This is a genomic window from Rhodospirillaceae bacterium (assembly GCA_016712715.1).
Lineage (GTDB): Bacteria > Pseudomonadota > Alphaproteobacteria > Dongiales > Dongiaceae > Dongia.
The window spans coordinates 476,839-491,398 of the sequence record JADJQM010000003.1 but is presented as its reverse complement, the minus strand read 5'-3'; the positions used below and the strand labels follow the sequence as shown (position 1 = coordinate 491,398).

Genomic DNA, 14,560 nt, shown 5'->3' with positions numbered 1-14,560 from the left:
TGTCGGCTATCCAATGCTCTCAAACCTGCTTCGCGGGAGGTGTTGAGATCTGCTTCATAGATACTGTCATACTTTGAGCCATGCCGGGCAATTATCTCGGGCATAGAGTTCTCTCGGGCGCTGGCCCGCACAATCCACGCGAGCCGCAGATATCTGCTGACGGCATGGGCATTTCAGTGACGACCGGTTCATTCGCGGGAGGGCTCGAATGCGCAACGGCTTGGGTCTATCGCCAACACTGCAGAACGGGGCACGCGCTGTCAGCCTGCGGCAAATCTGTTCCTTCAGCACTCGCCTAGGTGTGAAAAAATTGTCTGCTTTAATTGAATATTGGATGCAATTTGTGAAGCAAGGAACATTCGATGGTGAAAATATCTATATTAATATCAACGACTTAAGTGATTTCTGATGTTCTCAGATATTGAGAGAGTCTAAAAAATTTTCTGGACCATTCTTATTTCATATTGTAGATTGGATCCAATATCAGCGCAGCGGAGAACGCCGCTAAAGGCAGAAGGGTGCTTCGATGACAAAGTGGACAGGGGTTTTCCCGGCGGTGACGACCAAGCTCGATCAGGATGGATCGATCAATATCAAGGCGACGCAGGAGAGCCTCAATCGCCTGATCGATGCCGGCGTTTCGGGTGTCATCGTTCTGCCGATGCTGGGCGAAAACGCCTCGCTTGCGCCGGCGGAGAAGGAGCGCGTCATCCGCGCAGCGAAGGAAGTCGTCGCCGGCCGGGTGCCGCTGCTCTCTGGTCTTGCCGAGATCACCACCGAGGTTGCGGCGACCGCCGCGCGCAATTTCCAGAGTTATGGCGCCGAAGGCCTGATGGTGTTTCCCAGTATTGCCTATAAATCCGACCCGCGTGAAACGGCGAATTGGTATCGCGCCATCGCCAAGGCAAGCGATCTGCCGATCATGATCTACAATAACCCGATCGCCTATGGGGTCGACGTCACGCCGGCGATCCTCAAGGAACTCGCCGACCTGCCGACTATCGTTGCGGTGAAGGAAGAGACCGGCGATGTGCGCCGCGTCACCGACATGTATATCGAGCTCGGCAACCGCTATCAGATTTTCTGCGGCGTCGATGACCAGATTGTCGAGAGCATGGCGCTGGGCGCCATCGGCTGGGTCTCCGGCATGACCAATGCCTGGCCCAAGGAATGCGTCAGCATCTTCAACCTGTGTGCCCAAGGCAAGTTTGCCGAGGCGCGCGAGATCTATCACATCATGACGCCGGCCTTTCATCTCGATACCCATGTCAAGCTGGTGCAGTACATAAAATTCGCTGAGCATCTGGTCTACGGCGCGCCGGAATGGACCCGCGCACCGCGTCTAGCCCTGGCGGGCGAGGAGCGCGCCCGCGTCACCGAGGTCATCAACAAGACCATCAAGCAGCTGGAAGCGCGCGCACGTCGCGCTGCCTGATTCCTCTATCCATCTCTCCTGCGGAGACGTCTTTCGCCATGCATGCGGGTCTATCCATCACTGTTGCTGACATTGACCGCGTCCGCGACATCGCGGCGCGTCTCAACGCGGCCTGGATCGGCGGCAGGCTTGTCTCCGGCAAGGGGCTTGCACGCCAGAATGATCTCTCGCCCTATGACGGCCGGGTGCTTGCCGCGGTCGAGATGTCGGATGCGGCGCAAGTCGACGCCGCCGTGCAGTCGGCAAGGCAGGCGCTGAAAGGGCCCTGGCGCGAGATGGGCCATCAAGGCCGCGCATCTCTGCTGCGCAAGCTCGCGGATGCCGTCGAATCGCAGGGCCAGGAATTCGCGCTGCTGGAAAGCCTCGATGTCGGCAAACCCATACAGCATGCACTGAACGATGATGTGCCGACCACGGTCGGCGTCCTGCGCTGGTATGCGAGTCTGGTCGAGACCGCCTATGACATGGCGCCGACGCGGCGCCATGGTGTCCTTGTGCAGATCGCGCGGGAGCCGCAGGGTGTCGTCGGCATTGTCCTCCCCTGGAACTATCCGCTGACGACGCTGGCGCTGAAACTGGGTCCGGCACTTGCGGCCGGCAACACCGTCGTGTGCAAGCCCGCTGATGACACGCCCCTCACCACGATCCGGTTAGCACAGCTCGCGACGGAGATCGGCTTTCCGGCAGGCGTCATCAACGTCGTGCCGGGCACCGGCAAGGAAGCGGGCAGGGCGCTCGGCCTCCATCCCGATGTGGCAGCCATCAACTTCACCGGCTCGACCGCGACGGGTCGGCAGTTCCTGCATTATTCGGCGGAATCGAATCTCAAGGAAATCTCGCTCGAATGCGGTGGCAAGAATCCCGCCATCATTCTGCCCGATGCCGATCTCGCCCGTGTGGGTGATGAAATTGCAACCGGCTTCCTTATGAATTCCGGCCAGCTCTGCTCCTCCATTTCCCGCATTCTCGCCCCCCGCGCCCGCGAGGCAGAGGTGCGTGAGCTCCTCGCAAACAAGATGGCGGAGTGGCCGATCGGTGATCCGTTCGATCCCCGGACCCGCATCGGGCCGCTGGTCAGCGACATCCATGCCGCCAAGGTCGACCGCGCGATCGATAGTGAAAAGCGCCACAACAATGATCTGATCATCTCAAGCGCGGCGTTGACCGGCAACTCGGTACGCTTGGTCTCGCCCGTCGTCTTCTTCAATGTGGCCGAGACCTCGCCGGCCTGGACCGACGAGATTTTTGGGCCGGTCCTCTCGGTGCGCTTCTATGACGAGGTCGCCGACGCCGTTGCCAGCGCCAATGCCACGATCTATGGCCTCAGCGCCTATGTCTTTGGCAAGGACGGCAAGTCAATCAGCGATGCGGCGGCGGAACTGGATGCCGGATTTGTCGCGGTGAATGCATTCTGCGAGGGTGATTTCACGACCCCCTTCGGCGGCTTCAAGACCTCCGGCTTCGGCGGCAAGGATAAGGGCATTCAGTCATTGGATCAGTATTCGCGCACGAAGAGTGTCTGGTGGGCGGTCTGATGACCAATTTTGCCGATCTCACCTGGCTCAACCCACCGCTGCACAGCGAGCTGCGTGGCGAGGATCTGTTCGTCCGCACCAAGAATGCGACCGATTTCTGGCACAAGACGTTCTATGGATTTCAACGGCACAGCGGTCACTTTCTGCACAAAACTGTGACAGGCGATTTCTCGGCCGAGGTCACGGTGGTGGGGCAGTACGACCATCTCTATGACCAGGCGGGCCTGATGGCGCGGTTGGATGAGACGCATTGGGTCAAGACGGGGGTCGAGTTCACCGACGGTGCGCTCCATCTGTCGGTCGTGATCACCAATGGCCAGTCGGATTGGTCGCTGTTCCAATGCCCTGTAAATCCATCAGGAATCCGGATTCGGCTGACCCGTCATGCCGAATCCATCCGGGTCCAATATGTCGATTCCGAGGGCGCTTGGAAGATCGCGCGGCTGGGTTATTTGCCGCCGCGGGAGACGATCCAGGTGGGCATCATGTGCTGCTCGCCGGAGCGGGAAGGCTTCGAAGTGTTGTTCAGGAACCTGATTGTCGGCGCGGCGATCGCAAGGCAATTGCATGACTAGCAACAGCCGAAACTCGGTCCGCTGGGCGATCATCGGGGCGAGCCAGATCGCTCGATCCTGGGTCGCCGGCGCCATCAAGGCGAGCAACCGGGGCGAGTTGGTCAGCCTGATGAGCCGCGACCAGGCGCGGGGCGAGGACTTCGCCCAGGCATTCGGCATCCCGAAGGTCGTGACGTCCCTTGAGGGCGTCTGGGACGATGCCGGGGTGGACGCGGTCTATATCTCGACCGCGAATGCCCGGCACCGGGAGATCGCGGTGGCAGCAGCTGCCGCCGGCAAGCATGTGCTGTGCGAGAAGCCGCTCAGCCTCGAACTCGACGAGGCGATCGAGATGGCGGTGGCCTGCGAAAAGGCCGGCGTTGTCATGGCAACCAACCATCACATGCGCGCGGCGGCGACGCATATCGCGATCCGCGATCTGGTGAAGAGCGGGGCCATCGGCAAGCCGCTGGCGGCCCGCGCGATGTATTGCGAATATCTGCCGGTGGAACTGCAGACCTGGCGCACGACGGATCCGAGCCAGGGTGGTGTCATCTATGACCTCACCGTCCACAATGTCGATGCGCTGCGCTTTGCGCTCGGCCTCGAACCGCAGGAGGTGATGTCGATGAAGGCGTCGAGCCTGATCGGCCAGAACGGGGTCGAGGACCAGACGCAATCAGTCATCAGGTTCGAGAACGATCTCATCGCCTATTCCCATGAAGGCTATGCCTTCGCCCATCATGAAACGGCGCTGGAGATCCATGGTTCAGAGGGCGGTATCTATGGCCGCGGGATCATGGACGAGGCGCCGTCGGGTCACGTCTATCTGCGGCGTGGCAAGGAGATGACGGAGATCCCGGTGACACCGGTCAATCTCTACGAAGGCACGGTTTCGCAGTTCAACGCGGCGGTGCTGGATGGCGGTTCGCCGACGGCCACAGGCTGGGATGGCGTACGATCGCTGGCGACGGCCTTGGCCGTGCGTGAATCCTGCCGCACGGGACAGAAGGTTGCGGTTCCGCAATTTGCGAGCGGGGTGCGCACATGACCCGCAAGGCCTATGACTATGTGATCGTCGGATCAGGTGCGGCCGGATCGGTCGTCGCGGCACGGCTCGGTGAAGACTGCAACACACGCGTGCTGGTGCTGGAGGCGGGACCGAGCGACAATTCGATCTATGTGCGCATGCCGGCAGCGATGTCCTATCCGCTGACCGATGCCAAGCGCGTGTGGAATTTCGAGACCGGGCCGGAAGCAGCGCTCGATGGCCGGACGATGATCCACCTGCGCGGCCGCATGCTGGGCGGGTCCGGCTCGCTCAACGGCATGGTCTATGTGCGCGGCAATCCGCGCGACTTCGACAATTGGGCGGCGCAGGGGCTGCCCGATTGGTCCTATGCCCATTGCCTGCCCTACTTCAAGAAACTCGAGCGCTATGACGGCGGCGAAACCGCCTATCGCGGCGGCGAGGGACCGATGGGCATCACCACGCTCAAGGGCGATCTGCCGGTGTTTCAGGCCTTTCTCGAAGCCGGCCAGCAGGCGGGGCATGCGCTCAATCCTGATTACAACGCCTTCCGCCAGGAAGGTGTGCACATCTACCAGGCCAATATCGACAACGGGATCCGGGCGAGCGGTGGCCGCGCCTATCTGCGGCCTGCGCTAAAGAAAGGCAATGTCGAGCTGAAGCTGAACACGCTGGTCCACCGGGTCACCTTTGACGGCAAGCGCGCTGTGGGCGTCGAATACGAGGTCGACGGCACGAAGCATCATGTCGAGGCCGACCGCGAAGTCATCCTGTGCGGAGGTGCGTTCAATTCGCCGCATCTGCTGTTGCTGTCGGGCATAGGCGCGCGGGCCGACCTGGCTGAGCAAAACATCGCCTGCGTGGCGGATGTGCCGGGTGTCGGGCAGGGCCTCGAGGACCATTGTGCGGTGTCGGTGCGCTATCGCGGATCGCGTTCCGGCATTTCGCCGGCCATGAATCTCAACATGCTGAAGATGGGCCTGATCGGTGCGCAATGGATGTTCCTGCGTTCCGGCCTCGGCATCACCAATCTGTGGGAGGTCGGCACCTTCTTCAAAAGCAGCGCCGATATGGACTATGCCAACATTCAGCACGAATTTCTGCCGATGCTGGGGGAGCTGATGCATGGCAAGGTCAATATCGAGGAAGGTTTCCAATACCAGACCTGCCTGATGCGGCCGCACAGCAAAGGCGCCGTCACACTGAAATCCGCCGACCCGCGCATCCTGCCCAGGATCGTCGTGAACTATCTTTCCGACCCGCGCGATCAGCGCCAACTCATCGACGGCGTGCGGCATACCGACGAGATCATCCAGCAGCGCGGCTGGGACGACATGCGCGGTGAAGCGCTCAATCCCGGCCTGCGCAAGCAAACTGATGCTGAGGTACTGGCCTGGCTGAAGGCGAATGTGGGCACGCAGTATCACCCTTGCGCTAGTTGCCGGATGGGTGCGGACGATCTGTCGGTGGTCGATGCGGCGGGGAAGGTCAACGGCGTGGAAGCCTTACGCGTGATCGATGCGTCGATCATGCCGCGGATCACCAGCGGCAACCTGCATTGCCCGACGACGATGATCGCCGAGAAGCTGTCGGATGCGGTGCGCGGGCGGCCCGCGATGGCGGCAATTTCGTTGGACTATGCCGACCAGGGCGTCGTCGTCAGAAGCTAGGCGCTTCCGACATAGTGGCATGTTAACAAGGAGTTAGACGTTTCGGGAATCGACGCCAAGATAACCCATCGGGATTGACTCGGCTTTGTTATTGTATCCAATATACTGGATATGAAACTTACCCAAGAACCGCGTTTCAAGTCACATCATGAAAAGAGGGAGGTGAGTTATGACCAAAGAAAACCAAGGACTGAATCTGTCGCGGCGCCATGCCGTGCTGGGCATGACGGGTCTGGCATCGGGCGTCTTTTTCGGTCGCCTGTTCTCGACGCCGGCACAGGCGGCCGTCGGTGGCGAATTGCAGGTGATGGCGTGGGAAGGCTATGACCTCACCAACGAGCTTGCGGCCTGGCGCGAAGCGAACGGCGTCACCGTCACCTCGACATCGATCGCCGTGCAGGATGATGTGCAGACCAAGTTCATCGCCGGTAATCCGCCGCCGATCGATCTTGCTGAATACAATCAGGCCTATAGCGACCTCTATATCAAGACGATGAAGATCGTGAAGCCGATCGACGCCTCGAAGGTGCCGAACTACAACCCCGATAATCTGTTCGATGTGTTCTACAACAAGCCGACTTGGTTCTCCGACGGAAAGCTGTGGGGGGCGCCGTATCTGTGGGGTTTCAACACCATCCTCTATAATCCGACGGCAACCGAAGCACCGAAATCCTACACCGACCTGCTCGACCCAAAATTCAAGGGCAAGATCGCCATCATGGACGATACGGTCAGCACCTGGCCGGTTGCGGCGCGTGTTGCGGGGCTGGGCGACAAATATCCGTTGCTGACCAAGGACGAGCTGAGCGCTGCCTTTACCGAGCTCACCAAATACCGCGACCAGGCCCGTCTGATCGCGCTCAACCAGGGCGATCTCGTCAACTTCATGGTGTCGGGCGAGGTCGTGGCCGTTCTGTGCGCCGATCCCTCCATCCTGAACCAGACCGTGGCACAGGGTGTTACGCTGGAGATGGCCATTCCGAAAGAAGGGCCGGTGCTGTGGGTCGACGCCTGGTTCCTGCCGATCTCGGCCGACAATGTCGAAACCGCGCAGGCCTTCATGAACGAGGCGCTCAGCCCGGAAGTCCAGGCCAAGGTGGCGATGGCTGTCGTGCAGGCGCCGGTCTCCAAGAAGGCGGTCGCGCTGATGGATGAGAAATCGCAGAAGCGGATCGACTATTCCCAGATCGATGCCATGTTCGCGGCCGGTCTGCCGGGCATTCCGCCGCTGGAAAGCGACGGGACGCATGCGACCTATGACGACTGGATACAGGCCTGGCAAGGTTTCAAAGCCGGGATGTAACCTCTGGCAACTGCGATAAGATGCGAGGGGCCGCCGGCGATGCCGGCGGTCCGTTGCATGGTCACACAATTTGAAGGCAAAGACACTTGCGGCATTCTGCACATCGCATCGGTAGTTTTCTGGCGGCGCCAGCTGTGCTGTACATGCTGCTGTTCTTCGTCATTCCGGGACTGCTGCTGTTCGTCTACAGCTTCTGGACCTCGGCCTCGTTCAAGATCACGCCGGATTTCGTCTTCACCAACTATATCAATTCGGTCACCTCGCCGCTGTTCCTGAAGGTGACGTGGAACGCAATCGTCATCGGACTGGTGACGGCCACGGTGACCCTGCTGCTCTCCATTCCGGTGGCCTATTACCTGGCCTATGTCAGCAAGTCGCGGATCATTCTTTATGCGATCCTCATCACTTGGTTTTCCAGCTATCTGGTGCGGATCTATGCCTGGCGTACGTTGCTGGGCACCAACGGGCTGATCAATACCGTGCTGCTGCAGACGGGCATCATCGACACGCCGGTGAGTGCGTTCCTGTTCAGCCCCTTCGCCGTTGCCATCACGCTCATCCATATCTATCTGCCGTTCTCGATCCTGCTGGTGGTCTCGACCCTGAGCGAGATCAAGAAGGATCTGATCGACGCCGCCCGCGATTTGGGTACTTCGTTCCTCGGCGCCTTCTTCCGGGTGATCGCGCCCAATGCGGTCAACGGTTTGATCGGCGCATTCATGCTGACCTTCATCCTGGTGGCGGGGGATTACGTGACGCCGCAGATGCTGGGTGGCGCCTCCGGCCAGACCACCGGCCTGCTCATCGCCGATCAGTTCCGCAAGACCGGTAACTGGCCGCTGGGGGCAGCACAGGCATTCCTGATGTTCCTGGTGTCAATCGGCGTCTATCTGTGCATCCTCTATCTGTGCCGGCTGACCGGGCTGTCTGTCAAAAGACGGCCGCTGGAGAAGCGCGCACCGAAGCAGGCGCCGGTGACGCAGCATGCGGAACAGCGGACCTTGGCGACACAGAAGGTCGTGTCATGATCCTGTTGCGCATCGTGGTGTTTGCGACACTCGCCTTCCTGCTGGCGCCGCTGCTGATCATCGTGTTGTTCAGCTTCAACGCGACGCCGTCGCTGTCCTTCCCCTTCGCCGGGTTCAGCCTGCGCTGGTATGTCCAGGTATTTTCCGACGCTCAGCTGGGCTCGGCGCTCGTCAAGAGCATGTGGATCGCGCTCTGGACGGCGGTGGTGACATTGATATTGGGCACCGGCGCCTCGCTTGCCTGGCTGCGCCTGAAGCGCCGTGGACGGGCCGTTCTTGAATTGCTGTCGATCACGCCGATCGCGCTGCCGGGCCTGTTCCTGGGTGTGGCACTGCTGGTGATGTTTGCCGAACTCGGCATCTCGCTGTCCGCGGTCACCATCGTCATTTCCCATGTGCTGCTGACCCTGCCGATCCTGGTGGTCGCGATGAAGGCGCGTCTGACGCTGTTCGACCCGTCGCTGGAGGAAGCGGCGCGGGATCTCGGCGCCACACAGTCGCAGACCTTTGCCCGGGTCACCCTGCCGTTGATTGCACCCACGCTGGTCTCCTGTGCGATCCTGGCGCTCGCCATCTCGTTCGATGAATTCGTGCTGACCTCCTTCGTGTCCGGCACCGAGACGACCTTGCCCATGTATATCTGGTCGATGATGCGCCGGACCGTGACGCCGCTCATCAACGCGATTTCGACTCTCGCCCTGCTGTTTTCGATCCTCATCCTGCTGGGTGCCTGGATGGTGGGAAGGTTGCGCCGGAACGCAGCCATCACCGACCGCACCGATTCCTGAAGGAAAGCGACATGACCGCACAGATTCCGATCATCGAGATTTCCGGCGGCCAGAAACGCTTCGGGTCGTTCCAGGCGCTGCACGATATCGATCTTGCCATCATGCCGGGCGAGATCATCACGCTGCTGGGGCCGAGCGGTTGCGGCAAGACGACCCTGATGCGGCTCATCGCCGGTTTCGAAAACCTGAGCGGCGGGATCATTCGCATCGACGGCCAGGATGTGGCCGATCTGCCACCCGAGCGGCGGCCGGTCAACATGGTGTTCCAACGCTATGCGCTGTTCCCGCATCTCGACGTGTTCGAGAACATCGCCTTCGGCCTCAAGGTCAAAGGCATGGCGCGGGACGAAATGCGCGCCCGCGTGCAGCGCATGCTGCAGATCGTGCAGTTGGAGAGCTTTGCCAATCGCTATATCGACGAACTGAGCGGCGGACAGTGCCAGCGCGTGGCGCTGGGGCGCGCTCTGGTCAATGAGCCTAAGGTGCTGCTGCTGGACGAGCCCCTGGCAGCGCTCGATCTCAAGATCCGACAGCATATGTTGGCCGAGATGAAGCGCATCCATGCCGAGACACGCGCTACCTTCGTTTACGTCACCCATGACCAGGATGAGGCGATGATCCTGTCCGACCGCGTGGTGCTGATGGAGAAGGGGCGCATTGTGCAGATCGACCGGCCGGAGCAGATGTATGCGAAACCCAAATCGCTGTTCGCGGCGAAGTTCCTGGGCGAGATCAACATCTTTGAAGGGCGGGTCGTCTCGTCCGACGGGCACGGCACGCTGGTCGAGACGGGGGCGGGGCGATTCCTGTCCAGCGAATCGATGAGTGCCGGCGCTACCGCGAAGGTCGCCGTCTCGCTGCGGCCGGAAGCCGTGTCGTTCGACCAGGGCCAGGATGCGCGCCGGCAATCGGCCAGCGGTGTCATCGAGGATGTCGTCTTCACCGGCAGCCGGTCGTTCTATGCGATGCGCCTCGCCGACGGCTCGCGCATGCGGGTCCAGGTGCAGCGCTCGCCGCGTGCCAGGCTGCCCCATGTGGGCGAGACGACGCAGGTTTTCTGGGATGCTGAAAGTGTCACGGTCCTGCCGGTTGCATGACGCCTTGGTGTGATCGGTGATCCTTGCGAAACATGGGGTTATGATGGCAATAATGACTCCAATATCCAATTTGCGCGATCATTGCAGCGAGTCGAGGAATGGCTAGGCCAGCGGCAGAACCGGGCGTCAAACGCAACACCGTGACATCGTCGGTGGCCGACACGATCCGGCAGCGGATCGTGTCCGGTATCTATCCGGGCGGGCATCAGATCCGCCAGGAAGCGGTGGGGGCCGAACTCGGCGTCAGCCGTATCCCCGTGCGCGAGGCGTTGGTCCAGCTCGAAGGTGAGGGGTTGCTGGTCATCCACACCCATCGCGGTGCCGTGGTGGCGTCGCTCACCATCGATGACGCGGTCGACATTTTCGATTCGCGCCTGCTGCTGGAGCCCTTCATGCTCAAGCGCGCGATCGAGAAGGCGACGGCTGAGGACATTGCGAAGGTGCGCGTGGCCTTGGCCGAATACGAGACCGCGCTGGCCGCCGGTGCGCAGCCGGCGGAGCTCAGCCGGTTGAACTGGGCGCTGCACACGGCGATGTCGCTGCCGGCCAACCGGCCACGGACCCTCGCTGTGTTGCAGTCTCTCTACAGTTCCGCCGATCGATATCTGCGTTTGCAGATCGATGCGAAGTCAGCCCAGGCCCGCGCCATGGACGATCACAACGCGCTGATGGATGCCTATGCCGCGCGCGATGTGACGGGTGCCAGCCGGCTGCTCAAGAAGCATATCTCCGAGGCGCGGGACGATGTCATTTCCGGCCTGAAGCAGAACGCCTGGGTCGGCCGCCCGGCCTGACGCGGTCGCTCGTCCATTCGGCCGTGTCGGCGGCCGCCCATCACTGATCTCAAAGGGTCGCACCATGAAACTGGACCGTGTCATCACCGTTGTCGGCGCCCATGCGGAAGGCGAGGTCGGCCGCGTCATCACCGGCGGCGTGCTGCCGCCCAAGGGACGGTCGATGTTCGAGCGCATGGTGAATCTGGAGCGCGACAGTGCCTGGCTGCGCAACATGCTGCTGTTCGATCCGCGCGGCAGTGTCAACGCCGCGGTCAATCTCATCACGCCGCCTATCCGCGAGGATGCCGACATCGGCATGATCGTGATGGAATCTGATTACTTCGTGCCGATGTCGGGCTCCAACCTCATCTGTACGGTGACGGTGGCGCTGGAGGCCGGCATCATTCCCATGCGCGAGCCGGAGACGATCGTGCGGGTCGATACGCCGGCCGGGCTGGTCGAGGTGCGGGCGGACTGCGTCAACGGCAAATGCCGCCGCGTCTCGTTCCGCAACATCCCGTCCTTCGTCATGCACCGAGACAGGATGATCGAGGTCGCGGGATTGGGCAGCTTTCGTGTCGATGTCGCCTATGGCGGCATGATCTATTGCATCATCAATGCGCAGGATGTTGGCGTGACGCTGGCGCGGGACGAGGCGCGCGACCTCATCGGCCTCGGTGAGCGGATCAAGGCGGCGGCGGCCGTGCAATTGCCCTCGGTGCACCCGGAGAATCCGGAGATCCACACGATCAACCAGACCGAATTCGCCGGACCGATGGAGGTGATTGACGGCGTCAAGACTTCGAAGAATGCAGTCGTCGTCTCACCGGGGCGGCTCGACCGCTGTCCCTGCGGAACGGGCACCTCGGCGCGGATGGCGCTGCTCCATGCGCGCGGTGAGCTCGCGGTGGGCGAGAAATTCCGCCACACCTCGATCCTCGACACGGTGTTCGATTGCCGCATCCTGGAAACGACCAGGTCCGGTGCCGTGCCCGCGGTCATCCCGGAAGTGTCGGGCCGCGCTTGGCTGACGGGCGTCAGTCATTACGGGGTCGATCCGGAAGATCCATTCCCGGAGGGGTATCGCCTGTCCGACACCTGGTTTGCGTGAGGTTGGGCGACCCCGAACAATTTGTCGGTGAAGCCGCCCGTGACATTGCGCACATGCCGGAGCTTCCGGTCCGGAGATGCGATGGTTGCCTGTCCCTCTCATTCGGTTCTACGGCGGTTTGGCGTGGCTCAGTCCGAGGCTTGATGGCGGCGTACATACTCCCGCCAGAACGTGAAAATGCCGGCGCCGACGACGATCATCGAGCCGGCCACGGTGTTCCAGGTCAGCGTTTCGCCATAGAGAAACACTCCGAACAATGAAGCATAGACCAAGCCGAGATAGGTAATGGGCTGGGCGGCGGAAGCATCGAGAAGTTCATAGGCGCGGATCACCAGATAGTGGCCGGTCATGCCGGTGATGCAGAGGAGGCCCATCCAGGCCTTGTCCCAGCCTTCGAGGTCGCTCCAGAAGAATGGCCCCACCAGGGTAGCCGTGACCGCGCCGGCGACGCCAATATAGAAAAAGCTGGTTGCCGATGAATCGGTTCGGCTGACCAGCCGCGTCGCAATTATATAAATCGCATACATGAAGCAGCAGAGGACCGGCAGTAGCAGCCAGGGATCCAGAAAACCAGTGGCATCGGGCCTGAGAATCAGCAACACGCCGATCAGCCCGGCCACAATCGCCGACCAGCGTCGCCACCCGACATGTTCGCCGAGTAAGGGATCGAGAGCAAGGTGACCACGAGCGGCGTGGCCGACAGTACGGCGGTCGAATGCGCCAGACCCGCATGTGCGAAGGCGGTGATGACGATCATGATCTCCGTCGCAAGCAGCACACCCCGCAAGATCTGGAGCGCCGGGCGCGTCGTGGTGGCCGCCGCTCTCAGGCCCTGCCCCGCTTCCGCGACGCCAGCAATATGCAGAAGGCGCCGAACGCCCAATACCGGATCATGGTGATGAAGATCGGTGAATAGTGGTCGCCGAGATGCTTCGAGACGGCGTCCTGGAAGGAGAAGATCGTGGTGGCCGCGAGTGCGAAAATGTAGCCGTGTGCTTTGGATTTCATCCCAGCTTTCTAGCCGTGAATCCGGGTTTAGGCCACAGGCGCGACCGCGTGCCTCGTTCCAAGCCAGGAAGGATCGACAGATGCATCATTTCAATAGGTGAGGCTCGCCGTCTTCTGGGCTGCGATCCCAGGCGCCCCTGCCAGCTCATTTCACTCTCCTTTGCCAGCTCCTGTCGCCGCGGTGACAGGGTGATGACTGAATGACGATCTCACCATGCTCCCCGAAGAGAACCGGGTTAGGCCCTGAGTCGGCCGGTTGCAGCCGAGGCATTCCAACCGGCCCCTGACAGAAGGGCGTGATAAGAAATGGATGAAACACACATAAGTATTATCATGATATGTATTTATATAACATAGTATCTTTCAAATAAATCAGTTACTTACCACCCAGCAGTCACAAACAAGCCCTTTTAGAATGGTGCGACGTGGCGACAGGGGAACGGTTACAGACAATCGACGTCCGCGATTTCCGGGTACTGGTCACCGCTGGGGGCGGCGGCATCGGCCGGGTGGTGGCAGAGATGTTCGCCGCGGCGGGGGCTCGGGTCCACATCACCGATGTCAGCGAAGAGGCGCTCCACGACACCTTGTCGGGCGGCATTGCTATGACCGGCACGGCCGGCGACGCGGCGACGTCGGAAAATGCCGACCGGGTCCTCGACGAAGTTTCAGCTCGGCTGGGTGGGCTGGACGTACTGGTCAATAATGTCGGGATCGCCGGCCCGACCGGCGAGATCGAGACCTACGCGGATCGTGACATCGACCGCATCATCGACGTCAATCTCAAGTCCCATTTCTACCTTCTCAATCGCTGCGTTCCGCTGCTGAAGAAGTCGGCGCGCAATCCATCCATTCTGGTGATGAGTTCGGTGGCGGGGAGGCTCGGTTACGGGTATCGGACGCCTTATGCGGCGACCAAATGGGGGCTTGTCGGCCTCGTGAAATCGCTGGCTGTCGAGCTTGGACCCGACGGCATCCGCGCCAACGCCATCCTGCCGGGGGTGGTCAATGGCGCGCGCATGGACGGCGTTATCGCCGATCGGGCCCGCGCGCTCGGCGTCAGCTTCGAGGAGATGCGGGACTCCTATCTCAAGAAAATTTCATTGCGGCGGATGGTCGACGCCGAAGATGTGGCGCATCTGGCGCTCTTTCTGGCGTCCAACCTGGCGCGCAACATCACGGCGCAGGCCATCAGCGTCGACGGCAACGTCGAATATCTGTGAAG

Annotated in this window: 13 protein-coding genes and 1 pseudogene; 13 read left to right on the top strand and 1 reads right to left on the bottom strand. The window is 61.2% G+C overall.

The features are described 5' to 3' along the window. Positions 1–208 precede the first annotated feature (208 nt). The 12 genes from IPK59_20090 to IPK59_20035 all read left to right on the top strand — a co-directional run bounded on the left by IPK59_20090 (position 209) and on the right by IPK59_20035 (position 12,327). Positions 209–409, top strand: coding sequence for a hypothetical protein (locus IPK59_20090; protein MBK8160961.1), 201 nt, complete (start codon positions 209–211; stop codon positions 407–409). 117 nt (positions 410–526) lie between these two features. Then, positions 527–1,435, top strand: coding sequence for a dihydrodipicolinate synthase family protein (locus IPK59_20085; GenBank protein ID MBK8160960.1), 909 nt, complete (start codon positions 527–529; stop codon positions 1,433–1,435). A 38-nt stretch (positions 1,436–1,473) separates the two neighbouring features. Beyond that, positions 1,474–2,970: an aldehyde dehydrogenase family protein gene (locus IPK59_20080; protein ID MBK8160959.1), complete on the top strand. Its 1,497-nt coding sequence runs from the start codon at positions 1,474–1,476 to the stop codon at positions 2,968–2,970. Further along, the gene (locus IPK59_20075) at positions 2,970–3,545 is read left to right on the top strand and encodes a DUF1349 domain-containing protein (GenBank protein MBK8160958.1); all 576 of its coding nucleotides are present in this window, start codon (positions 2,970–2,972) and stop codon (positions 3,543–3,545) included. Before IPK59_20080 ends, IPK59_20075 begins: the two co-directional genes overlap by 1 nt. Continuing rightward, entirely contained in the window at positions 3,538–4,575 is a 1,038-nt protein-coding gene (locus IPK59_20070) for a Gfo/Idh/MocA family oxidoreductase (protein ID MBK8160957.1), read from the top strand. The genes IPK59_20075 and IPK59_20070 overlap by 8 nt, the downstream gene beginning before the upstream one ends. Beyond that, positions 4,572–6,224: a choline dehydrogenase gene (locus tag IPK59_20065; GenBank protein MBK8160956.1), complete on the top strand. Its 1,653-nt coding sequence runs from the start codon at positions 4,572–4,574 to the stop codon at positions 6,222–6,224. Before IPK59_20070 ends, IPK59_20065 begins: the two co-directional genes overlap by 4 nt. 169 nt (positions 6,225–6,393) lie before the next feature. Further along, on the top strand, positions 6,394–7,527 hold the full coding sequence (locus IPK59_20060) for an extracellular solute-binding protein (GenBank protein MBK8160955.1): 1,134 nt from the start codon (positions 6,394–6,396) through the stop codon (positions 7,525–7,527). Between the two features lie 107 nt (positions 7,528–7,634). After that, the gene (locus IPK59_20055; GenBank protein MBK8160954.1) at positions 7,635–8,555 is read left to right on the top strand and encodes an ABC transporter permease; all 921 of its coding nucleotides are present in this window, start codon (positions 7,635–7,637) and stop codon (positions 8,553–8,555) included. After that, positions 8,555–9,343: an ABC transporter permease gene (locus tag IPK59_20050; GenBank protein MBK8160953.1), complete on the top strand. Its 789-nt coding sequence runs from the start codon at positions 8,555–8,557 to the stop codon at positions 9,341–9,343. The genes IPK59_20055 and IPK59_20050 overlap by 1 nt, the downstream gene beginning before the upstream one ends. Before the next feature lie 11 nt (positions 9,344–9,354). Then, the gene (locus IPK59_20045; protein ID MBK8160952.1) at positions 9,355–10,440 is read left to right on the top strand and encodes an ABC transporter ATP-binding protein; all 1,086 of its coding nucleotides are present in this window, start codon (positions 9,355–9,357) and stop codon (positions 10,438–10,440) included. A 98-nt stretch (positions 10,441–10,538) separates the two neighbouring features. Beyond that, positions 10,539–11,234: a GntR family transcriptional regulator gene (locus IPK59_20040; protein MBK8160951.1), complete on the top strand. Its 696-nt coding sequence runs from the start codon at positions 10,539–10,541 to the stop codon at positions 11,232–11,234. Between the two features lie 64 nt (positions 11,235–11,298). Then, positions 11,299–12,327 carry a proline racemase family protein gene (locus IPK59_20035; protein ID MBK8160950.1) on the top strand — a complete coding sequence of 343 codons (1,029 nt, stop codon included), beginning with the start codon at positions 11,299–11,301 and terminating at the stop codon, positions 12,325–12,327. Between the two features lie 128 nt (positions 12,328–12,455). Here the strand turns inward: IPK59_20035 and IPK59_20030 are convergent. After that, positions 12,456–13,335: pseudogene (locus tag IPK59_20030) on the bottom strand (DMT family transporter). A gap of 425 nt (positions 13,336–13,760) precedes the next feature. On the opposite strand from IPK59_20030, the gene IPK59_20025 reads away from it, so the two are divergent. Further along, the gene (locus tag IPK59_20025; GenBank protein MBK8160949.1) at positions 13,761–14,558 is read left to right on the top strand and encodes an SDR family oxidoreductase; all 798 of its coding nucleotides are present in this window, start codon (positions 13,761–13,763) and stop codon (positions 14,556–14,558) included. Positions 14,559–14,560: the final 2 nt, after the last annotated feature.